20 protein-coding genes are annotated in these 22,170 nt (G+C 43.6%); 9 read left to right on the top strand and 11 right to left on the bottom strand.

What is annotated here, in order from left to right:
• Nucleotides 1–82: 82 nt before the first annotated feature.
• The 3 genes from DSL64_RS25615 (at nt 83) to DSL64_RS25605 (ending at nt 3,530) form a co-directional block, all read left to right on the top strand.
• Entirely contained in the window at nt 83–1,486 is a 1,404-nt protein-coding gene (locus DSL64_RS25615) for a leucyl aminopeptidase family protein (RefSeq protein WP_115833809.1), read from the top strand.
• 141 nt (nt 1,487–1,627) lie between these two features.
• Nucleotides 1,628–2,842, top strand: a complete 1,215-nt coding sequence (locus DSL64_RS25610; protein WP_115833808.1) for an ATP-grasp domain-containing protein — start codon at nt 1,628–1,630, stop codon at nt 2,840–2,842.
• A 142-nt stretch (nt 2,843–2,984) separates the two neighbouring features.
• Complete coding sequence (locus tag DSL64_RS25605) at nt 2,985–3,530, top strand: hypothetical protein (protein ID WP_115833807.1); 546 nt, start codon at nt 2,985–2,987, stop codon at nt 3,528–3,530.
• 39 nt (nt 3,531–3,569) lie between these two features.
• Here DSL64_RS25605 and DSL64_RS28865 read toward each other — a convergent pair whose 3' ends face one another.
• The 10 genes from DSL64_RS28865 to kduD form a co-directional block, all read right to left on the bottom strand.
• Nucleotides 3,570–3,857 (bottom strand): hypothetical protein, encoded by a 288-nt coding sequence (locus DSL64_RS28865; protein WP_147300419.1) that lies wholly within the window; start codon nt 3,855–3,857, stop codon nt 3,570–3,572.
• A 291-nt stretch (nt 3,858–4,148) separates the two neighbouring features.
• Nucleotides 4,149–4,583, bottom strand: coding sequence for a nuclear transport factor 2 family protein (locus tag DSL64_RS25600; RefSeq protein WP_115833806.1), 435 nt, complete (start codon nt 4,581–4,583; stop codon nt 4,149–4,151).
• A gap of 122 nt (nt 4,584–4,705) precedes the next feature.
• Nucleotides 4,706–5,986, bottom strand: coding sequence for an MFS transporter (locus DSL64_RS25595; protein WP_115833805.1), 1,281 nt, complete (start codon nt 5,984–5,986; stop codon nt 4,706–4,708).
• A 36-nt stretch (nt 5,987–6,022) separates the two neighbouring features.
• Nucleotides 6,023–7,579, bottom strand: coding sequence for a tagaturonate reductase (locus DSL64_RS25590; RefSeq protein ID WP_115833804.1), 1,557 nt, complete (start codon nt 7,577–7,579; stop codon nt 6,023–6,025).
• 32 nt (nt 7,580–7,611) lie between these two features.
• The gene (gene pelA, locus DSL64_RS25585) at nt 7,612–8,670 is read right to left on the bottom strand and encodes a pectate lyase (RefSeq protein ID WP_115833803.1); all 1,059 of its coding nucleotides are present in this window, start codon (nt 8,668–8,670) and stop codon (nt 7,612–7,614) included.
• 7 nt (nt 8,671–8,677) lie between these two features.
• The gene (locus DSL64_RS25580) at nt 8,678–10,612 is read right to left on the bottom strand and encodes a glycoside hydrolase family 88 protein (RefSeq protein ID WP_374755846.1); all 1,935 of its coding nucleotides are present in this window, start codon (nt 10,610–10,612) and stop codon (nt 8,678–8,680) included.
• 57 nt (nt 10,613–10,669) lie between these two features.
• Nucleotides 10,670–11,014, bottom strand: coding sequence for a cupin domain-containing protein (locus DSL64_RS25575; RefSeq protein WP_115833802.1), 345 nt, complete (start codon nt 11,012–11,014; stop codon nt 10,670–10,672).
• A 246-nt stretch (nt 11,015–11,260) separates the two neighbouring features.
• On the bottom strand, nt 11,261–13,597 hold the full coding sequence (locus DSL64_RS25570; protein ID WP_115833801.1) for a glycosyl hydrolase family 28 protein: 2,337 nt from the start codon (nt 13,595–13,597) through the stop codon (nt 11,261–11,263).
• A 513-nt stretch (nt 13,598–14,110) separates the two neighbouring features.
• Complete coding sequence (kduI, locus tag DSL64_RS25565; RefSeq protein WP_115833800.1) at nt 14,111–14,941, bottom strand: 5-dehydro-4-deoxy-D-glucuronate isomerase; 831 nt, start codon at nt 14,939–14,941, stop codon at nt 14,111–14,113.
• A 176-nt stretch (nt 14,942–15,117) separates the two neighbouring features.
• Complete coding sequence (gene kduD / locus DSL64_RS25560; protein WP_115833799.1) at nt 15,118–15,888, bottom strand: 2-dehydro-3-deoxy-D-gluconate 5-dehydrogenase KduD; 771 nt, start codon at nt 15,886–15,888, stop codon at nt 15,118–15,120.
• 394 nt (nt 15,889–16,282) lie between these two features.
• On the opposite strand from kduD, the gene DSL64_RS25555 reads away from it, so the two are divergent.
• The 6 genes from DSL64_RS25555 to DSL64_RS25530 all read left to right on the top strand — a co-directional run bounded on the left by DSL64_RS25555 (nt 16,283) and on the right by DSL64_RS25530 (nt 20,820).
• Nucleotides 16,283–17,314: a LacI family DNA-binding transcriptional regulator gene (locus DSL64_RS25555; RefSeq protein ID WP_115833798.1), complete on the top strand. Its 1,032-nt coding sequence runs from the start codon at nt 16,283–16,285 to the stop codon at nt 17,312–17,314.
• 24 nt (nt 17,315–17,338) lie between these two features.
• On the top strand, nt 17,339–17,830 hold the full coding sequence (locus DSL64_RS25550; RefSeq protein ID WP_115833797.1) for an NUDIX hydrolase: 492 nt from the start codon (nt 17,339–17,341) through the stop codon (nt 17,828–17,830).
• Nucleotides 17,831–17,953: 123 nt separating this feature from the next.
• The gene (locus tag DSL64_RS25545; protein WP_115833796.1) at nt 17,954–18,562 is read left to right on the top strand and encodes a redoxin domain-containing protein; all 609 of its coding nucleotides are present in this window, start codon (nt 17,954–17,956) and stop codon (nt 18,560–18,562) included.
• Between the two features lie 118 nt (nt 18,563–18,680).
• Nucleotides 18,681–19,850, top strand: a complete 1,170-nt coding sequence (locus DSL64_RS25540; RefSeq protein WP_115833795.1) for a methionine aminotransferase — start codon at nt 18,681–18,683, stop codon at nt 19,848–19,850.
• A gap of 74 nt (nt 19,851–19,924) precedes the next feature.
• Nucleotides 19,925–20,356, top strand: a complete 432-nt coding sequence (locus DSL64_RS25535) for an Xre family toxin-antitoxin system antitoxin (RefSeq protein WP_115833794.1) — start codon at nt 19,925–19,927, stop codon at nt 20,354–20,356.
• On the top strand, nt 20,353–20,820 hold the full coding sequence (locus DSL64_RS25530) for an RES family NAD+ phosphorylase (protein ID WP_115833793.1): 468 nt from the start codon (nt 20,353–20,355) through the stop codon (nt 20,818–20,820). The genes DSL64_RS25535 and DSL64_RS25530 overlap by 4 nt, the downstream gene beginning before the upstream one ends.
• A gap of 1 nt (nt 20,821) precedes the next feature.
• Here the strand turns inward: DSL64_RS25530 and DSL64_RS25525 are convergent, their stop codons facing one another.
• Nucleotides 20,822–22,057 carry an ABC transporter permease gene (locus DSL64_RS25525; RefSeq protein WP_115833792.1) on the bottom strand — a complete coding sequence of 412 codons (1,236 nt, stop codon included), beginning with the start codon at nt 22,055–22,057 and terminating at the stop codon, nt 20,822–20,824.
• Between the last annotated feature and the right edge of the window lie 113 nt (nt 22,058–22,170).

Here is a 22,170-nt window from a genome sequence, read left to right as displayed (position 1 = left end):
CCTGTTGCCTTTGCAAAAAAATAAGCTAAAAATCCCTTCACTATTTTTAGCTTTGGTTTTGTCAGAAACTAAAAGATACACAATGATCATTCGTCAGGTAAATCATACAGAGGAAGATACACTTATAATAAAGGTTTTCAGAGAAGGGCAGGAGCCTTCCAATCAGTCGATGTTCAGGGCTGAAAAAGGTGAAATATGGTGGTATTCCTCTCAGGAGCTTTGGCTGGGATTGGGAAAAGACTTAAAGCTGCCTAACCTGCTGAAGGTATTCCGTTCCTTATTTTTCAAGAGAAAAGACAGGTGGCCCGCTCATATTATCCTGGATGCGAGGATATTTTCAATTGAAGAGATAGAACTTGCGGTCAACGGCATTTTATTGGCAGGTTACAACTTACAGTTGTACAAGTCTGAACCTAAATTACCAAGCCCTTTTTTTGGTGTAAAAGGACAACTTGATATATGGAGCGAACAGGATTCAGAAGAAACAGGTCGTGCCATTGATCTTGCTCAAAAAACAGCCGCTGTACAAGTACGGATTATGGATCTGATGAATGCGCCTGCCAATTACAAGACGCCGCAAACATTAGGGCAATGGGCAGTGGACTCTGGTGAGGCCAATCACTATGGTGTTACAATCCTTGACAAGAAAGATCTGCAACAAATGGGCATGCATGCTTTGCTGGCAGTGAGTAAGGGAAGTGATGTTCCACCTGTGATGATTGTTACGGATTATAAGCCGCCTCATTATGAAAAAACAGTTGCGTTTGTGGGCAAAGGCGTCACATTTGATACTGGCGGTATTTCGATTAAACCGTCGGCCAACATGCATCTGATGAAGAGTGACATGGGAGGGGCTGGTGCCGTATTAGGGATTGTTGAGTTAGTAGCACAGCTTCAGATACCGGTTCGGGTGATTGGCATTATTCCTTCTACTGAGAACAGTGTAGATGGGTCAGCAATGAAGCCGGGAGATGTGATAGGATCGTATGCCGGGAAAACCATTGAAGTAATTGATACCGATGCAGAGGGCAGGTTAATCCTTGCTGATGGCCTGGCTTATGCTGTAAAGCATTTTAGTCCGGATATTTTGATTGACCTCGCAACTTTGACGGGTAGCGTCATCCAGACTTTAGGATATGAGGCAGCAGGTTTGTTTACGCCCAACGATGATCTGGCGCGTGAGCTGACTCTCGCTGGTGAAAAAACAGGTGAAAGGTTGTGGAGACTGCCCGTGTGGGATGAGTACAAAGAGGAAATCTCGTCGGATATAGCTGATCTTAAAAATTACCACGGAAAACCATTGGCAGGAGCTATTGTAGCTGCTAAGTTTCTGGAAGTATTTACGGCTTCACATGGGGCATGGGCCCATCTGGATATAGCGGGAACCGTATTTGGGGATAATGAATTTGCTCCCGGCAGAGCGGGAACTGCTTATGGTGTAAGGTTGCTGAGAGCGTTCCTGTATACGCTGACGGCGAGGAACTAGCTTCAATGTTTTCTGAATATTAATTCAGTATAATATGTGGCTTCTTGCTTGCGTATCTGGTAGTTTTTGTTGAATTTGAGAAAATAAGCATGAGCTGAGAGAAAAAACAGTTGATGTCATTATTCACCGATTCGCAACTATATGAGCCACACTTTGACCTTCCTTTGCATCTCGACATTTTTTAAAGGGAATGACTTCCTGAAAGCCTGTAAAAGTGCCGGTAACACTGTTTTTCTGCTCACTGCTAAAAAACTGGAGCACAAACCCTGGGCAAGAGAAAGTGTCGATGAATTCTTCTACATAGAAGAGCAGGAAAATGGTAGCTACAATATGGATGACATCATTACTGGCCTGGCCTATGTGATGAGAAGCCGGCCTGTAGACAGGATTGTGGCATTGGATGACTTTGATGTTGAAAAAGCAGCTCATCTGAGAGAATATTTCCGGATACCGGGTATGGGGCAAACGACAGCACGGTATTTCAGAGATAAACTGGCTATGCGGACAAAAGCTGCTGAATCGGGTATACTGGTTCCGGGGTTTTCAGCTCTTTTCAACGACGAGCAGATTAATACATTTATTGAAAAATACCCGGGCCCCTGGATGATCAAGCCAAGGTCTGAAGCATCAGCTACAGGTATAAAAAAAATGCATAATGCCGAAGAACTTTGGGAAACTATTCATAGCCTGGGAGATAACCGGCATGCGTATCTTGTAGAGCAATTTAAGCCTGGAGATGTATATCACGTTGACTCCATTTCTTACAATAGCAGAGTTATTTTTCTTTGGAGCAGTAAGTATTTGTCGCCACCCTTTGATGTCGCACATGGCGGAGGAATTTTCAGATCGGTAACCGTACCGTTTGACTCATCAGAAGAACATGCGCTGGAAACATTGGCGGTGGATTTGCTCAAAGCATTTGGACTAAGGCATAGTGCATCGCACACGGAGGTGATCCGTTGCCACGACGATGGTAAATATTATTTTCTGGAAACTTCTTCAAGGGTGGGAGGAGCACATCTTTCTGAAATGGTAGATGCCTCTTCAGGCATTAATCTATGGAGAGAATGGGCTAAGATGGAAACCGCAGAAGCAAGAGGTGAGGGGTATAAACTACCTCCGGTACGAAAGGATTATTCGGGCATTATCATATCACTTACAAAGCAGGAATACCCTGATTTGTCGCCATTCAGTGATCCTGAAATTGTATGGCGGATGGATGAACCTTACCATATAGGTTTGGTGGTGAGGGCGAAAAGCAGGGAAAGGGTGATGGAGTTGCTGGATAACTACGCCGGTATTATTCAGAAGAAGTATCACGCTTCGGCGCCTGCTCAGAAAAAGCCGACACATTAATATTTTACCTGACTCTCGCGGTCAACTCTAATATTTGGAGCATTTTTGTATTGAAACAGCATCCGGCCTCAGAATTGAAAGACTGATCGGGCCGGATGCTGTTCGTTTTTAGTCAAAAAATAGCACGATCCGACAGCAGTTTATGCGTTTTACCAGTCCGTTTCTTTTATTGATTTCTGTTCTTATTTTCTTTAGTGGCTGTAAGAATAAAGATATAGAACCCCGTAACCAGATTCTGAAAGAAGGACTGTCGTATGAGCTGGACAAAGCTGCGCTGGTGGGTTATGGTAAAATGAATGAAGGTGACTCAGGCTATAGCCTGCATCTTTATCTGATGTCTCCGGATGTCTCGATTGCAGGGCGAAATGAAGTTCCCGACTCACTGGTTGGTAAAGGACATTTACTCAGTTTTTCCATGTTCAGCAGTTCGGAGCGGGAGTTGGTACCGGGTACTTATCAGTTTGATGGCTTTGATACTGCCAATCCGGAAACCTTTGGGAATGCTTATACTGTCTTCAATGTAAATTATACCACCAAAACCGGGAATGAAAATAAACTGATTGCCGGAAAAGTGATTGTGAATAGAAATGGCGATACGTACAAAATCGACTTTGACGCTGTAGATGATACAGGTAAAAAGTTGAATGGACACTATACTGGCGTGGTTTCGTATTTTAAAGGGAATTGATTATTTCTACTTCCATATTCCGGAGTATATACAATAGCCTTAATCTCCCTTAACAAACTTCGAAGTAAAATGCCACGTCTTACAGGTTGAATCTGGTGAAGATCGTAATTCGAAGGTATAGGCAAGTGGCGAGTTGCAACGTGTTGTTCCTACGTATCCTACGTAAATGAAACGATAATCCTTTAATATACTATCCGGAATGACAACGCTCCGTGAATCAGAGATAGTCATAAAGGTTTCATATAAAGTATTGTCGAGTGTATCTTTCTGAAATGAAATTGCCCAACTGATACGTCGGTTTTCCCGGGCATGCAGTGCAGTCAGCATCAGCCCCTTTGACGCGTCATAACATTCTGATGAAGTTAAAATCTCCGATAACTGTTCGCAATTATCCTTAAGCTGTAAATTTTCACACCCTGATAAACCAACAAATAAAAGCAAAGACGGTATAGTATATCGTTTCATCATGTAAAGTTCAAAGATAGACCCACGAAAGATAGAGTCACGAAGTGAACAAATGGTTGTATACCTTAACTGTTTTTTTATAAGTTCTGGATTGGATGTAAACAAAACAAACCGGCTCAATGAACCGGTTTGTGAATATAGGTAATCAAATTATTAGGGCAACTTAAATGCCTGACGGCCTACCAGAAGCCAGCTGCCTTTGGTTTTCTGAAATACCAATAAAACTCCAAGCCGTACTGTTCCCGGCTCTTTACCTTTGTTATGCGTTTCACCGATCAGTTTGTGGCGAACTAACGCAACATCGCCTGAGATTGTAATCGTTTGCTCACTCAGGTCAATTTTTGTAAAATTCGATTCATCACTGACAATTGCACGAACAAACTCCTTTTGGTCTTCCAGTAAGCCATTGCTATGTCCGTAGGTCAATTTCGGGGACGTAATTTTATTCAATTCAGCCTCATTGGCCTCCACGATAGCAATCTTCAGTTTCTCTACTGCTGCAGCTACTGCCTTTTCGTCAGCACTCTGGGCAAAAGATACCAGTTGAATTACCGCCAGAAACAGAATAGTCAGAAATGTCTTTTTCATTTTTATAGGTTATGATTGAACGAATGAATTTACAAAAGCCTTTTCTTAACAGCTAACAGCTAACAGCTAACAGCTAACAGCTAACAGCTAACAGCTAACAGCTAACAGCTAACAGCTAACAGCTAGATTTTCACCTGCTCCATCTTCGGTGCAAAGAGATGCATCACCAGCCAGGCAAGTAAATAAGCACAGCCGCAAATGATGAAAATAATATTGTATCCAGCTCCTATATTACCCAAGGCTTTGTAATTGTCAAGAATGATACCAACTGTCAACGGGAACAAAATACCACCCACTGAACCAGCCATGCCACCAATACCTACTACAGAACTCACTGCCTTTTTAGGGAACATATCGGATGCCGTGGTGAAAATATTAGCACTCCACGCCTGGTGAGCCGCCGCCGCCAAACTGATCAGGAATACTGCCTGCCAGATATTTGTGGTGTACTGTGCCAGCATAATCGGCATCACAAGTAGGGCAAATATAAACATTGAAGTTTTTCTTGCACGGAAAATCGGCCATCCTTTGTTAATCAGATATCCGGAAAGATACCCTCCGCCGATGCTACCGATCGTGGTGGCAGTGTAAACGATTACGAGTTCAAGACTTGGCTTTGACAAATCAAGTTTGAAAGCTTCTGCGAAATAAGAAGGCAACCAGTAGAGGAAAAACCACCAGATAGGGTCGGTAAGCATTTTTCCGAAAACGAAAGCCCATGTCTGGCGCACTTTGAAAAGGTCAAGCCATTTTACAGGAGCTTCTTTGCTTGTATCGACTTCGTTATCGCTAAGAATGTACTCAATTTCAGCGGCGTTGGCACGTGGTTGTTTCTGGGGTATCTCGTAATATTTGATCCAGAAAAACAGCCATACAAAACCTACAGCTCCCGTGATCAGAAATGCTTCTTCCCAGCCATAGGCGCCAAGAATCCAGGGAACCATAATGGGCGCTACTACCGCTCCGATATTAGCACCAGAATTGAAAATTCCGGTAGCCAGTGCACGTTCTTTCTTAGGGAACCACTCGGCTGTAGCCTTAATCGCAACCGGAAAGTTACCTGCTTCTCCAAGTCCCAGCAAAGCACGCATGAAACCAAAACTGAATGTACCGGTGGCAAAGGCGTGGAGCACCGCGGCTATACTCCATACCACCACCGAAATAATGTATCCTAATTTTGTACCGATTCTGTCAATAATTGCTCCAAAACCGATCAGAGAGATAGCGTACGCAGCTTGGAAAGCCATTACGATATGACTGAAATCAGACTCTGTCCAGGCAAATTCTGCTTCAAGAGTCGGTTTTAACAAGCCGAGTACCTGCCGGTCGAGATAATTGATTGTTGTTGCAGCGAAAAGAAGCGCCACAACTCGCCAGCGGTATTTCGTCATTTGGGTTTCCATGTAATGCAATTGAGATTAAAGAATGAGTAATAGATTTTAAACCCTGTCCGGAAAGGCAGGATGGTTAATTCGGGTCTTGTAAATATGAGTTCGGAATGATCTCAAAGCCTCCATAGCTCCCTGCTCACGTATCCATTCCAGATAGAGGACGACACTCTCTTTGGTTGCCCCTGCTTTTGAAAGATCTTTTCCCCAGATGGCGGCATCCTTCAGAATAACATCGACCATATCAGGCAGTGATTTGATTTGCCATTTCTGGTGAAAGTAAGCAGCCTTAGGATCCTGAATAAGATAGGGTTTTCCATTGCTCAACCCGTAAAAATTATCTCCGTCCTTTCGGGTAGGTTTCATGAAATAGATATAAGCTGCCAGTCCGAACGTGATGTATTCAGGATTTTTGCCAAAAAGTTGTTGAAAACTTTCAAAAGATGGCATTACCCGTGAAAGCAGTTTGGCAGAATAATTCGATGTGATATTCAGCCATTTGTGGTCGATATGAGGATTTCTGAAACGATCTATTACCAATTTGCTGAATGCCGGTGCGGTTTCTGGGTCGGTAGGATAGGAGAGAGAAGGTGAAATTTCGTTCTCTAGCAAAGTGCTCAGGAAATCTGAAAAATAAGGATCTTCCATCGCTTCGAGTACCGAAGTGAAACCACACAAATGTGCCAGTCCGCCGCCAAGTGTATGAGCTCCGTTCAGAATCCTGAGTTTCATTTCCCGATATACACTGATATCCGGCTGGATTACAACGCCTTCATCTGCCAGTGCAAAGGAAAGTACTTCTTTCACTCGTTCGTCGCCTTCAATAGCCCAAAGATTATACATTTCTGTGGTGATCAAAAGCTCATCCTGATAACCCAGTTCTTCTTCAATTTCTTTTCTGGTTACAGCATCAGGCTTTCCGGGTACGATGCGGTCTACCAGGGAGTTACAGAAAGAATTATGCTGTTCCAGCCAGTCGATAAAGTTACTTTCGAGGCCGTTGCGATGCGCCAGTTCAAGCACAATCGACTCTAATTTGGAGCCATTTTCTGATATCAGCTCGGTTGGTACGATCACCAGTCCATGATCCGGACTACCGCTGAATGCTACGAAACGGGCATACAAAAATGCCAGCAGTTTTCCCGGGTAGGAGAGTGGAGGCCATTGGTAAATATCGTCCGGCGAAAGCTGTATACCCAGTTCGGTAGTATTGGAAATAACGACACTGATTGCAGGGTTTCGTGCGAGATCAAGTACAAGCGACCATTGTGTTCGGGCAGAAAGCACCCTGCTAATCGCAGAACAAATGACGTTTTCTTCAGCCAGCCTGCCATCTTTAATTCCACGACTACAAATCGTGTAAAGGTTATCCTGTCTGTCGAAGGCTTTGAGATCGCCTTCATCTGTAGACTTAACGATCACAATTCGTCCGTTAAACAAACCTTCACGATTTGCTTTATCGATGTAATAGTCGGACAAGCCTCTTAAGAATGCACCCGTACCAAACTGGAGCACTTTTTCAGGCAGTTTAAATACGTCGTCCGTCGGTACTTCTACCGAGGGATGTCCTCTGAGTTGTCGCAGGTTTTCACGGAAAAGATTGCTCATACGCACATCCGGTCATAGGTGTATATTTTGATTTATTTGGGCTGCCATTCTCCCTGTTTTTTGGATAGCAGTTTGGCGGGCCAGGTTCCGTAATAAGCGTAACCAACCCGTCTTTCATTTTCAATCTCACTTAATTTCTCCCGCTTGATACCATCCCGCCCGCAGAAGAAAGGTTTCCCGGTTTCCAGGTCATAGAATCTCGCCCAGATGCGCTCGCCTGGAGCCTCCATCAACACCACATCCTGCCCTTTAGGCTGTGCAGCGTCTTTTATTCTTTTTGTCTGGTAACCTTCAATAGCTGCGGCATCCAGCCATGTTAGTGCTCCAACTATTGCTTCTTTGATTTCCGGAGTAGGATTTGGAATTTCCATCAGAAACCGGGTGATATCCACACTCTCTCCGGCACTGAACGAAGCCAGTTCAAAAGCACGGGCATTGGCTGGCTTGTAGGTGATGTGATCATGCTGCGCGCACCAGACTGTAGGTTTTCCGTTCACACGGATTTGTGTTTTGAGGATGCAGTCAATACCGGCTTTTACTGCAGATGCTGAGGCTGTTTTCAGTTCTTTATTAATAATCCCGTATTCTGCCTTACCTGCTGCTACTGACTCTAATACCCGAAGTGCGTTGAGCATGGCGTCGTCATTGTATGTAATATGTTTACGGTAGCCGCTCGTATCAGGGAAGAACTGAGGAAAACCTCCGTTTTTATACTGCATTTTTAACAAATAGCGGATACCGGTTTCGGCAGCATTCAGGTATTTGGTATTTCCCGTTTGTTCGTATGCTTTTACCAAATGCCGGATTTCTCTGCTTGTTGCATGATTGTCAATCGTGGCATCCTTATGGTTGTAGCTGATTTTAATTCTTTCAGTAAATTCAGGACTCCATGCATAATTGTAATTGAATGCTTTTGTGTCAATTTGCTTCGGCCAGCCGCCGGAAACTCTTTGTGCGATCAACATTTTTTCAGCCGTCGAATCAACAGCATTCTTTGTTATGTCAGACAATGGAACTGACTGACCGGCAAAGGTATTAATGGTGCCAGTCAGTAGAGATATTCCCAGAAAAAATGTTGAAAGCCTGTTCATCGAAGTTCTATTTAGAAGCCTGTTTCAGTAACCATTGTGCCAGATCTTTACCTGCCTCGAAGTTTTCGAAACTGGTGTCGATACGGCGGCCGTCGGTATATTCATTATACAACCATGGATCTCCGACCGCGAATACGGTTCCCTTGCCGTATTTTGAAATACCAAAAATAATGTCGCCCTGATCTGTCAGTCCCGATTTTGCGGGTGCTGTTAAAGTCAAAGGCGAAAGCTCCTTGATATATATTTTGGAAGCAGTTTTAAATATAGGGTCTCCCTTTGGAATCATCAGTCGGCCTTGCTCGAACTGCGTTCCCTGCACCATATTCCGGTTTTTGTTTGAGAACTGTATACCGAATACTTTGGCCAGTTGATTGAAATGCGGGATCTCGCAGTTGGCTGTGTCGTTGGCCATCAATACCAATACACCACCTGCTTTCACCCATTTTTCAATCGCTGCAATATCTTTTGCTTGTACAAAATTTGGCTCAGCTGTTTCCTTTTTTGTATCCGGATCAACGATGATGTAAACGCTCAGATTTTTAAGATTTTCCGCAGTAGGTGCAGCAGGTACTGAAACGGTTTTGGCCCCCAGCTCACGGAATGTATTTCCCCATAGCCAGAAACCGGAATGGAACCTGTCTTCCCATGTATAATGGAACTGCTCCTCCTGACCATTCAGGTTTTTTCTGAACTCACGGTTGAAATGGTAATCCAATCCGACAGTTTTACCTTTCCCAACCGCGTTTTCGGCTGCAATTTCTATTTCAATGCTTGCAAAAATGAAGGGCCCGATTCCTTTCAGATCGTTTTTACGGATCGGTTCGCTCAGGTAGTATTCATAAGTTCCATCACGATAGGGAGTTCCACCCAAGCCGCCCACACTTACAGTTTTGTTCAGGCTCACCAGGCCATCTGCTTCAACTTCCACAAAGTTTTTAAGGATACCATCAAAACCTTTTTTTGCAACAGCAGCATATGTGTCAGGAATGTATCCCAGGCGTGATGCTTTTGCAAGTGCATACACAAACATGCATGAAGCAGAAGCTTCAAAATAGTTGCCCTCTCTGTTGCCCTGATCTACGATCTGGTACCATACGCCGGATGTTTTGTCCTGGTATTTGGCCAGAACCGGCGCCAGTCTTTTGATGTAACTGATGAGCTGAGCACGCTTAGGATGGTTCTCAGGGAAATATTCAAGTACATCCACAATGGCTATAGCATACCAGCCAATAGCACGTCCCCAGAAGTGAGGTGATCGACCTGTTTTTTTATCTGCCCATTGCTGCTCGCGACTTTCGTCATAGGCATGGTAAACCAACCCTGTTTTTTCATCAACCGCATATTTTTCGATTAACTCAAACTGCTTTGCAATGTCGTCGAAATGCTCAGGATGGTTGAAAATTTTGCTATACTCAGCAGCGAACGGCTCTCCCATGAAAAGACCATCCAGCCACATCTGGTACGGATAGCGTTTTTTGTGCCAGAAACCACCTTCTTTGGTTCTCGGTTGTTCTTCCAATTGCTTCCAAAGCAAATCAGCCGCCTTTTTATATTTATCCTTATTAGGCAGCGTTTGCTGATACAAGGTCAGCAAGGCACGTCCCGGAGGAATGTTATCGATATTGAAGTCATCGAATTTATAAGAACGAATGCTTCCGTCATCCTTCACATACTGATCAATGTCCTTACGGATATAATCGAAATATTTGCCTTCGCCGGTGCGGTACCATACCTTCTCGATGGCTTTCAGCATTAATCCCTGTTCATAATCCCATCTGGTTTTTGTGTTTTTACCAACCAGAATGGAGTCCTTGTGGCGGGCAATGAATGAGTCAGTCATACGTCTCGACCAAGTCATATCCTGGGCAAAGGAGCCTGAAGCCAGCAAAATGCCGCAGAGCAGCAAAGTAAAACTTCTGAAGTTCGGGGTATTGATTTTCATTATAAACATTAAAAGACGATGTAAACAGCTGTGTTTGGGATTACGTGTAATGGCTCTCTATTCTTTGACAAAATCTTCACGCATCGGCGTGAAAACATCTATAAGTACACCAGCTTCCAGGCATAACGCACCGTGGACTACATGGGGTGGAATGTAATAGCCGTCACCCGCTTTGAGAACCCCTTTTTTTTCTCCGATGGTCATTTCAAAGGAGCCGGATTCTACATAACTCATCTGGGTGTGGTAGTGACTGTGTAAAGCACCAATTCCTCCGGTTTCAAAAGCTACTTTTACCATCATCACATTTTGGTCATAAGACATCACCTTACGCTTCACGCCATCACCCAGGTCTTCCCAGGGAATATCATTATCGTTGATGAATTGGTTTTCAAACAATTTCATAAGTCAATTTTATGATTGATATATCTTGATGATTCGGTCATAATCTCATTTATTACGGTGCGCTGCACCTTTGTCGTTTGTGGTCGTTATTGCTCTACAAATATTACGGCGCTCTGCGCCTTATACCGGAAGGCGCAGAGCGCCGTAATATTTGTAGAAAAGGTTTCAGTGGATGATTTGTCAGGTGCAGCGCACTGCAATAGACATTTTCCTACGGCACTAAAAGACCACCTTATTTTTAGTATGCTACTTTCGGCTGAAAACCTTCTCGCTGGCGTTGCCTCCAAACTGCACCGCCTTTTTCGCTTTCTTTTCGTCAGTGTTAATCAGTTTGATGGATTTAGATCTGTCGCCGGTTACGTTCAATAGCAGATCACGTCCTTCAGCGTATTGTATACCGTCCATCGTCACATTCGTGCTATTCTGAATCTGCATCACTGTCTTGTCTTTTGTAAGCAACGTTACATTTTTCAGGTTGATATTTTCACCTTCAATACAAACAAAACCCTTGTTACTTTGCAGTACGGCATTTTCGATGGTGATATTCTTGATGCTCATTTCAGGAAGTCCGCGTACCAAAATTCCTGTTTCAGCACCCTTGGCAACCACATTACGGATATTGAAATTCTTGAACTGAGGTGTACCATCATTGACAGGTTCTGACTTCATCACGGGTAATTCGTTTTTCTCTCCTAGTTGCGGAACGGGATCTTTCGCCATATAGTACATGTCGAACAGAATGGCTTCGCCTGGAATGTTGGTCATGTTGATATCAGAAACAAAAATGTCTTCCACCACACCACCACGTCCTCGTGCCGTTTTGAAACGCAGTCCTACATCGGTACCAAGGAAATTACAATTGGTGATAAAAATGTTTTTCACACCTCCCGACATTTCGCTTCCGATCACAAATCCTCCGTGACCGTGAAATACGGTTGAATTTTGTACAATGATATTTTCGGTAGGCACGCCACGTTTACGTCCTTCTTCATCACGTCCCGATTTGATACAAATACCATCGTCACCAACATCAAATGTACAATTGTCGATCACTCCGAATCGGCAGGATTCCAGATCGACGCCGTCACCATTCTGGGCATACCACGGATTGCGTACCGTCAGATTGCGAAGTGTAATATGCTCGCAAAGCATAGGGTGAATATTCCAGGCAGGAGAATTCTGGAAGGTTACGCCATCCAGCAAAATCTTTTTGCAATTGGTGAAACGCACCATGTTCGGGCGAAGAAAATCTTTGAATGGAGCAACGTTCGTTTCATTAAAACCGGCTGCGATATTTCCCGCACCTTTTGTATTATTACCCAATAATGACTTTTCTGAAGGATACCAGATACGCTGGTCCTTGTCGACTAAGCCACCGGAAGCAACCAGTTTTTTCCATTGTCCGTCGGTTAATTTTTCTCTTTTTACAGCGCGCCAAACCTGTCCGGCTCCATCCACAATTCCACCGCCGGTAATGGCGATATTAGTGGCATTGGTAGCGCTGATAGGCGACTGGCAACGAACTGCATCCAGCCCTTCCCAGCTTGTTTTTACCACCGGATAATCGTCGTAGTTGTCGCTGAATTGTAACAATGCACCTTTTGAGATATGCAGATTGACGTTATTTTTTAGAACGATAGGACCGCTCAACCAGAAACCATCCGGAATAAGTACAGTACCGCCGCCTTTCGCTGAGCAGTCGTCAATAGCTTTGTTGATGGCTACCGAATTCAACTGTACGCCGTCGCTTTTGGCACCGTACTGAATGATATTAAAAGTGTCTTTTTTGAATGCCGGAACCAGTACTTTCGGTAATTCATAAACGTATTTGTCGGTCGTGCCGAAATGTTTCAAAGACTTTGCCAGTTCAGGAATCTGGTTTTTGATGCCGTCTGCCACGATGCCTGCCATGACCGAAGCGCCATAACCTGAAAAGTGTGTGTCGTCGATCAAGCCTTTAGGAGCGCGGGCATACACGCCGCCTTCGAGATGCATGAAAAGCTCTTTGGAAGCTTCAGGACCCATGGATTTGATCACTTCACCGCTTTTGGTATGTAAGTCTATTACCGGTACCTTCAATTCCGAAGCAACTGCCTTCACAGCGGCAGGATACTCTCCGTGTGTGTCAGTAAATGCACCTTTCTCATCAAACCTTCTGCGCATCACAGGTGTGATCAATACCGCTTTTCCACCTTTCGCCTGAGTTTCTTTTACAAAGCGGATCAGGTTTTTACGATAGTCTCCATTCGGAGCCGTGAAGCGGGTTGTATCCTTGTCTTTCTGGTCGTTATGTCCAAACTGGATGAATACATAATCACCGGGCTTCAGGTCCTTCAAAACGGCTGTCCATCTTCCTTCATTGATAAAGCTTTTGGTGCTTCTGCCATTCTGTGCATGATTTTGAACACTTACTTTATCTGTCTCGAAATAATCCTGCAACACCATTCCCCAGCCGGTTTCAGGTGCATCGCCAGGCTTTTTGGTTGATAAGGTCGAATCCCCGATCAGAAATACCTGTATCTGTTTTTCCGCAGGCCGGAATGCAAAGAAGATAACAAAAGAAAGTAAGAATAATTTTTTCATGCAATTGACTTATTTCAATACGAGAATGAGAGCTACCTGATTTGTGAATCAGGTGAGTAAGACGAGTTTAGAGGTATTAATTATAATTATCAAACATTAAATTGTGTTTAATTGTGCAATCGTTGTCGGGAACGTTGCCAGAGACAGAAAACGGACTATGAAATGGTCAGAATATCACATTTCACTGATTTGTTTGCGGTTTATTGGTTTTTGAAGACAGGATGTGGTGATCTCAAAACTAGGATTTTACTTAGATAGAGTATTGCCACAGATGCACGAATGTTGAGCTAGAGATGATTGTTATTTTGAAAAACTGCGAATTGAAATGCTTTGCCGTCTGCGACGGTATTGGAAGTTTGATTGGTTTACCGTCACAGACGGTAGTTTATTTGGAGTTCGAAGTCTGGAGACTTGGAAGAACTATAAGAAACGAAGGGTGAACCTCTATTCTCAAAAAAAGCCGGACAAGTCGCAAAACTCATCCGGCTTCCAAAAAAAGGTCAAGAAAACAATCTATCTCAAATCTCCGATCAAGACAGGATCCATATCTGTATAATCCTTATTCTCTCCGGCCATTCCCCAGATGAATGAATAGTTGGAAGTTCCGCACCCTGAGTGGACAGACCATGGTGGTGAAATGATTGCCTGGCGGTTGGCTACCCATAAGTGGCGTGTTTCGGATGGTTCGCCCATCAGGTGGAGTACACGTTGTTCTGCAGGTACGTCAAAATAGCAATACGCTTCCATACGGCGGTCGTGCACGTGTGATGGCATTGTGTTCCACACGCTTCCTGTTTGCAATACGGTTAATCCCATTACCAGCTGGCAACTTTGGATGCCATCCAGGTGAATGTATTTATAGATCGTACGATGGTTGGATGTCTCCATACTTCCAACGGTTACCGGAGTTGCATCTTCTTTGGAGAAGTGGCGGGTAGGGTGGGTGTGGTGTGCTGGCGATGAAAGCAAGTAAAATGCAGCCGGGTTTGCGGAATCTATACTTGTAAATGTTACCTCTTTCGTTCCTTTTCCTACATATACACAACCCAGTTTGCTAATATTGATGGTCTCGCCATCCGCAATAACCTGACCGTCTCCACCGATATTGATGATGCCAATTTCGCGTCGTTCCAGGAAATACTCTGCGCGTAGCGAGGCAAATGTTTCCAGTTTCAGCGGACCATTCGCTGGAATTGCTCCGCCGATCATTACACGATCGTAATGGGAATACACAAATGAGATTTTATCAGTCTCAAAAATGTTTTCTATCAAAAAATTCTCACGTAAGCTTGCGGTATCCATCTGGGAAACCTCCTTACGACTGCTTTCAAATCTTATTTGCATGTTGTTAGCTATGAGCGGTTGGCTATTAGCTTTTAGCCGAACCTGTTTTTGTTTATCTATTTTGAGAGGTAAAGCTATTTGAGACTTTACATCTGAAGGACTCTAACTCCTATAACTTCTTGTTTTTGACTTCTCGCTATATCCGTTCAGCCCGCCTTTGGGCGTGCAGACCGGATCTATCTCCCCATCCAGCCTCCGTCTACGGTCAGCGTTACGCCGTTTACGTAGCTGGCAGCATCTGAGGCGAGGAATACCGTCGGTCCTTTAAAGTCTTCCGGCAATCCCCATCTTCCGGCAGGGATGCGATCCAGGATTGATTTGCTTCTTACAGGGTCGTTTCTTAATGCTTCGGTATTGTCGGTGTTGATATAACCCGGCGCAATGGCATTTACGTTCACACCTTTTCCGGCCCATTCATTTGCTAAAGCTTTCACAAGCCCGCCGATTGCACTTTTGGAAGCGGTATATCCGGGAACATTAATGCCTCCCTGGAACGTAAGCAACGAAGCAGTGAAAATGATTTTACCATAACCACGCGCGACCATTTCTTTACCCAATTCACGGGATAGTATAAATGGTGCATCCAGATTGATGTTCAGTACCTGATCCCAATATTCGTCGGAGTGCTCTGCTGCAGGCTGGCGCAGGATAATGCCGGCGTTGTTGACAAGGATATCAATCTTTGGATGATCCTGTTTTACCTGTGCAATAAATGAATAGAGTTTTTCGCGACTGTTGAGGTCAACCTGGTAGGCGTAAAACTTACGTCCCGCAGCGATCACTGCTTTTTGGATGTCACTTTCTCCGGTGGGTAACGATGACGATATGCCGATTACATCCGCGCCTGCCTCGGCCAGCGCTTCAGCCATGGCTTTTCCGATACCTTTGTTGCAGCCTGTTACGAGTGCAGTTTTTCCCGTAAGGTTGAATTGATCAGTAATGCTCATTAATTGTAGTTTGAAATGGTTTTAATGAAGTAAAAACGAGTTAATTAAAACGCGTCTCAACTGGTAAGTCTGCTTCATCGGCGGCGATTTTAGAGCTAATTATTATAAATATCAAATAAAAAATTGGCTTTTTATTTGCACACGTTACCGGGAACGTTGCCGGGTTTTTATTTTCTGGTCAGGATTTTATGTCCACAAGGCAGATTCAAATCGGGGTGAATGCTTACAGAAGCCGTCTTGGTAAAGCAGAGCTTCGGTTTTGAGTGTGTTTTCCTTGTACAATTGCTGCGAATGTACATAATTGACATCTGTTTAGTGAAAAATGTAGTATATTCCATATCAGTATAGAAATATGATATTTTTATACGTTTGATTTGGATTAATTCGACTTCCATTGGAGACAATAACAATAAAAGATATAGCCCGGGCGCTCAATTTGTCTACATCTACGGTTTCGCGTGCGTTGAGAAACAGCTATGAGATCAACGCTGAGACGAAGAAGCTGGTGATGGAGTATGCCGAAAAAATGCACTATCGGCCCAATCCTATCGCTTTGAGTCTTCGGGACAGCAAGAGTAAATCAATCGGGGTTATTATTCCTGAAATTGCCAACAACTTTTTCTCCCAACTCATCAATGGTATTGAGTCCATTGCTTACAGTTTGGGTTATCACACCGTTATTTTTCAGAGTCACGAGTCGTATGAGCGGGAGGTAGCGAATACCAATTATTTGGTTTCAAGGAAAGTGGACGGTTTGCTGGTTTCACTATCCAGTCTTACCACTGATCTTGTTCATTTTGAAGAACTGATTGAAAAAGGGATGCCTATTGTGTTTTTCGACAGGGTTCCTAATGATATTGAAACGCACAAAGTGGTGGTAGATAATTTCCTTGGAAGTTATGAAGCAACCGAACACCTGATCCAGTCGGGAAGAAGACGCATTGCCCACCTCACCAGCCCGATTTATCTTTCCATAGCTACAGAAAGACTTGCCGGCTACAAGAAAGCACTGGAGGATAATGGCATTGCTTTCGATGAGTCATATGTAAAATATTGCCATCATGGCGGAAAGTTAACTACGGAAAACGAAGCTGCTATGCAGGAACTGCTGAGTATGCCTGAACCTCCTGATGCAATTCTGGCGGCCAGCGACAGGCTTACATCGGGTTGCCTTTCTGTTCTTCACAAAAATCACATCCGCATTCCTGAGGAGATTGCATTGGTTGGTTTTACCAATATTGGTGTAGCTGATTTGCTTAATCCGCCACTCACTGCAGTAGTTCAACCCGCCATGGAAATGGGGCAACAGGCAGTAGAGCTATTGATCCGACTGATTGAAAATCCTAAAAAAATCAGCAAGTTCGAAACCCGCTCATTCAAAACTTCACTCATGGTCCGGGAGTCTTCTGCTGGTAGTCGTAGTTAATACATCCGATAAATTTCTGTTCTTATGAATGGTCCTAAAACCATCAGTTTACCGCTGGATGGTGGTTTATTCAATTTTCGTGTGGCAGGTGCTGCCATTTGGAATGATAAGATTCTTCTGCATAAAACACCTTCGGATAATTTCTGGAGCCTGCCTGGCGGACGGGTTGATATGTTTGAGTTTACGAGGGATACGTTACTTCGTGAAATGATGGAAGAAACAGGAATTGCAGCGGAAGTGACGGATCTCATGTGGGTGGTTGAGAATTTCTTTGCTTACGACGGAAGGCAGTATCACGAGGTAGGATTCTACTATAGAATGATTTTACCGGAATCGGAAAGTCAGGAAGATTTCTCTGCCGTAGAGGCAGATACGGATTTACTCTTCCACTGGCATCCAATCGATAAGCTCCATGAGATAATGGTATATCCTGATTTCATTACAGCTGATATGATCCGGAATTCTGAATCAACAAGACATATTTCGCTAAGCTTTAAAGATCTTCACATCATTTGATGCACTCCCCGCATGCTGGTAATACCGTTCAATCATTTTTAATAAAAATTATTATCCTATTAACTTTGTAGATTAAGTAGTCTTATTTATATTTGCCCTATATCTAATTCAACCCTGGCAAGTATGTATTACGAAATTGAAGACGAAGTAGGAAACATTTCTACGCTGCAACTGAGAGAGAGACAAGAAGAGGAAGAGATTGAGGTGCACAAATCGGGTGATATTGCACCGTTGTTTTATCTGAAACCTGATGAGGGTTTTCAGATCACTTCCATATCAGGCTCCAACGAATCCAGGTCGTTGATAGAATTATTGAGATCGCGTCCGGTGGTTTTGAGCTTTTACTGCACTTGCTGGGGAAGCTATGCGCCGAAGCATTTGCGGATGTTGCAGGAAATAGCACCAAAGATCGAGGCTTTGGGTGGGCAATTGGTGGTATTATCTAATGAGTCGCCCAAACATATTGAACGTCTGTCCAAAAAACTTGATACAGAGTTAGCTATATATCATGACCGCGACCGCAATGTAGCCCGGACTTATGGTGTATATTCGGAAACGTCGCCGATTTGGGATCGTATTGCCGGGATATCGGAAGAGGTATTTACGCCTTCTCTGTTTGTAATTGGTAAAGACAGACGTATTTCTTACGCCTTTGTAGACGAGAATTTTGACCATTCACCTGATGTAAAAACGATCCTGAAAGAGGTATATACATGGAGGAATAAAAAGTAGTATCACTTTATCCTATTCATACCCGTATCATGCTCGCTGCTATCAATTATATTTGAAGCAGGGCAAAAGCTGATACGGGTTTTTTGTGCCCGCCTAATCAATTTTATTATATCAGAAAATGAGTGCTTCAGACACAGGAGTAGTCCTGAAATCAAAGCTTCCCAAGGTAGGGACAACTATTTTTACCAGAATGTCCAAACTGGCTGAGGAATATAAAGCCATTAATTTATCTCAGGGCTTTCCCGAATTCGATTGTTCACCAGAGCTTCAGCATTTATTAGGCAAATATGTTGGTTCAGGTAAAAATCAATATGCACCCATGGCGGGCATTTTACCCTTGCGGGAAGCCATTTCTGAAAAGGTATACAATGCATCTGCACTGACTTACCATCCTGAAACTGAAATCACAATTACCAGCGGTGCTACCGAAGCGCTTTATGTAGCAATAAGTACGGTGGTGCATCTGGGTGATGAGGTGATCGTATTTGAACCTGCGTACGACAGTTATGTGCCTGCAATTGAAATGAATGGTGGCATTCCCGTTTTCGTGACGTTAAGCCCACTTTATGACGAGATTGACTGGAACCAGGTAGCTTCTCGTTTCTCTGAAAAGACCAGAGCCGTAATTATCAATACACCTCACAATCCTACCGGAAAGGTATGGTCAAAGGAGGATTTGAAAGCACTTGGCGAACTGGCACAAAAGCATGATGTGATCGTGATCAGTGATGAAGTGTACGAACATATCATTTTTGATGAGCATCTACATGTCTCAGCTTCATCCATTCCTGCTTTAGCGGAGAGAACATTTATTTGTGGGTCTTTCGGTAAAACCTTTCATATTACGGGATGGAAGGTGGGTTATTGCCTTGCGCCGAAATTGTTGACTGAGGAGTTCAGAAAGATCCATCAGTACGTCGTTTTTAGTGTGAACACGCCGGCGCAGTTTGCCATTTCCGAGTATTTGTCGGAGCCTGCACATTACCTGGAACTGTCAGCATTCTATGAAGCCAAACGGGATTTATTTGTACAGGCTATCGAAGGAACCGGGTTGGTGGTGAAACCATCTGAAGGGAGTTTTTTCCAGAATGTGTATTATGGAGATTTATCGGAAGAGCACGATTTAGCCTTAGCTGAGAGATTGACCCGTGAGGCTGGAGTCGCTTCGATCCCGCTATCCTCATTTTATTATTCCAATTCAGATTACAGAGTACTCCGGTTTTGCTTTGCCAAAAATGATGATACGCTCTACAAAGGCGCAGAATTACTACGGCAGGTCAAATGGTAGAGTAAGGTTTTCATAATGAGGTATTTGTATGTTAGTAAAAGTGTCGTATATTTATGTGACAAAATTCGGTCATCATGAAAACGATCAACTATAGGAAGCCGGAAAGTACCCCATTGCAAGTGGCAGCAGAGCCAGCGGTTCTATATCTTACCAAACATCAGGCAGCCACATTTGCGATTGAGGATTTTAATACTTTGTCAGAGAAGCTGCCATTTACACAAGCCGAATGGGCTGCTATCCTGCACATAAGCGACAGAACGTTACAACGTTATCTTAAAGAACAGAAGCCATTTGAGGGGCTGTATGCGGAGCATTTGTATCAGCTGGAAAACATGGCGGTTCTGGGGATTCAGGTATTTGGAAATGAAGTGAATTTAATTGAATGGTTGCGTAGTGAGAAGGTTGTTCTTGACGAAACCATTGGTTTTTCTACTCTTCATTCCTTCTGGGGTGTGAAGCTGATCTGTAATGAACTGGGGCGTATCGAATACGGGGTATATATATGATGGTGTATCGGTTGGCTGCACTGGAATATATTCAGGACCAGTCTGGTACAGGGGCTAAATTATTCGGAGGGAGATGGAACCCGGTTGGTTTGCCGTGTTTATATACAAGTGCCCACGTTTCCCTGGCCTTTCTGGAAAAGTATGTTCATGCGAAAGCAAAGGAAAACATGAGCCGGATAGGATTGCTGAAGCTCGAACTACCCAACGATACAGATTCTATTTTCCACCTGGATGAAACTCAGCTGAAACCCGGCTGGCATAAAGATACTGAATACTCCCAGTGGCTTGGTGGCCAGGTGTTGGGAGATTCGTCAATTCTGGCATTTTCAGTTCCTTCGGTAATCATTCCAACAGAAAGAAATTACATATTGAATCCGCTTGCTTCGGATTTTAACATGGTTAAATTTCATCCTGTCACATCGTTTTCAACAGATTTCAGGTTGCTGAACCGATTACTTTCCTGAGTTATTTTTTGAAAAGTAGTGCTTTAATTGGCTGAATTCGAGTGATAATCAGCGTTGGAATCAGGAGAATCAGCGCTGAAACCACAATGGTTACAATATTCACAAGTGCAAATACGGGCCAGTCGAATACGATGGGCACGGTGTCCATATAATAATTGACGGGATCCAGTCTGATCAGATTAAACTCGTGTTGCAGCCAGCAGAACAACAATCCAACTGCATTTCCAATCAGAAGTCCTTTTCTTACCATGTGTAATCCCACCTGGAAAAAAACCATACGGATTTGGCCGTTAGGGCTGCCAAGCGTTTTGAGCAAACCTATAAGAGGCGTTCTTTCCATGATCATTACCAGCAGAATAGAGATCATATTGAAACATGCCACAAAGAGAATCAGTCCGAGAAATACTGCTGTATTACGATCCAATAGAATAAGCCAGTCGAAAATCTGTGGAAAACTGGTAGTTACTTTTTGAAGATAAACCGCGGGAGGTAGTATTTTTCTCAGTCTGTTGGAAACCTCGTCCAGTTTCTCAAAATCCTTTACATATATCTCATAAGTACCCACAGAATCCGGTCCCCAATTGTTGAGTCGCTGTACCAGTCCAATATCGCCGATCATCAGAATATCATCAAATTCTTCCATCTGCGTATTGTAAATTCCTGCTATGGTAAGTTTGCGCGGACGTGGCGGATTCTGAAGAGAATACATGATTACATCGTCGCCGGATTTGAGCCTGAGCTGAGATGCTATTTTCTGACTGATGATTACCTCGGAGGAATAGCCGTAATTGATTGATGATGAATCTTTATAGGTGAGAAGATGCCCATCTACAAGGTTTTTTTCGAATGTTTTCCAATCATAATCTTTACCTACTCCTTTCAATATAACCCCTTTAATCTCATCTGGCGTTTTGAGTATACCTGATTTTTTTGCCACCATCTGCCAGTGCGCTATTTCAGGAATTTTGGGAAGTTCTTCGGCTATAGGATTGTTAATATTGAGGGGACCTTCCTCGTAAGTATTGCCCATTACGAATGCACTGATGTTGATGTGTGCACCGAAGAGGAATATTTTTTGCTGTATGGTTTGCTTGAATCCGAAAAGTACCGCAAAAGCAATGATTCCGACTGTTACGCCTATGGCAATACTAGCTGTTCCGATACGGGAAACTGTTGCAGAAAATGAGCCTGCCTCATTATGGCGAATTCGTTTGGCGATGAATGAGGGAAATTGCAAGGATAGTGAGTCGGTTAAGTTTTTACGATTGGCAAAAATAGGAAAAAAAATTCCGGCACAGATGGTTTTTAGTATACACAATGCTTTGAAATGAAACCAGAAGGCTGGCAGCA

This window comes from Dyadobacter luteus, from assembly GCF_003383615.1.
Taxonomy (GTDB): domain Bacteria; phylum Bacteroidota; class Bacteroidia; order Cytophagales; family Spirosomataceae; genus Dyadobacter; species Dyadobacter luteus.
The sequence above is the reverse complement of the archived record's forward strand: the minus strand, read 5'-3'. Positions and strand labels throughout refer to the sequence as shown.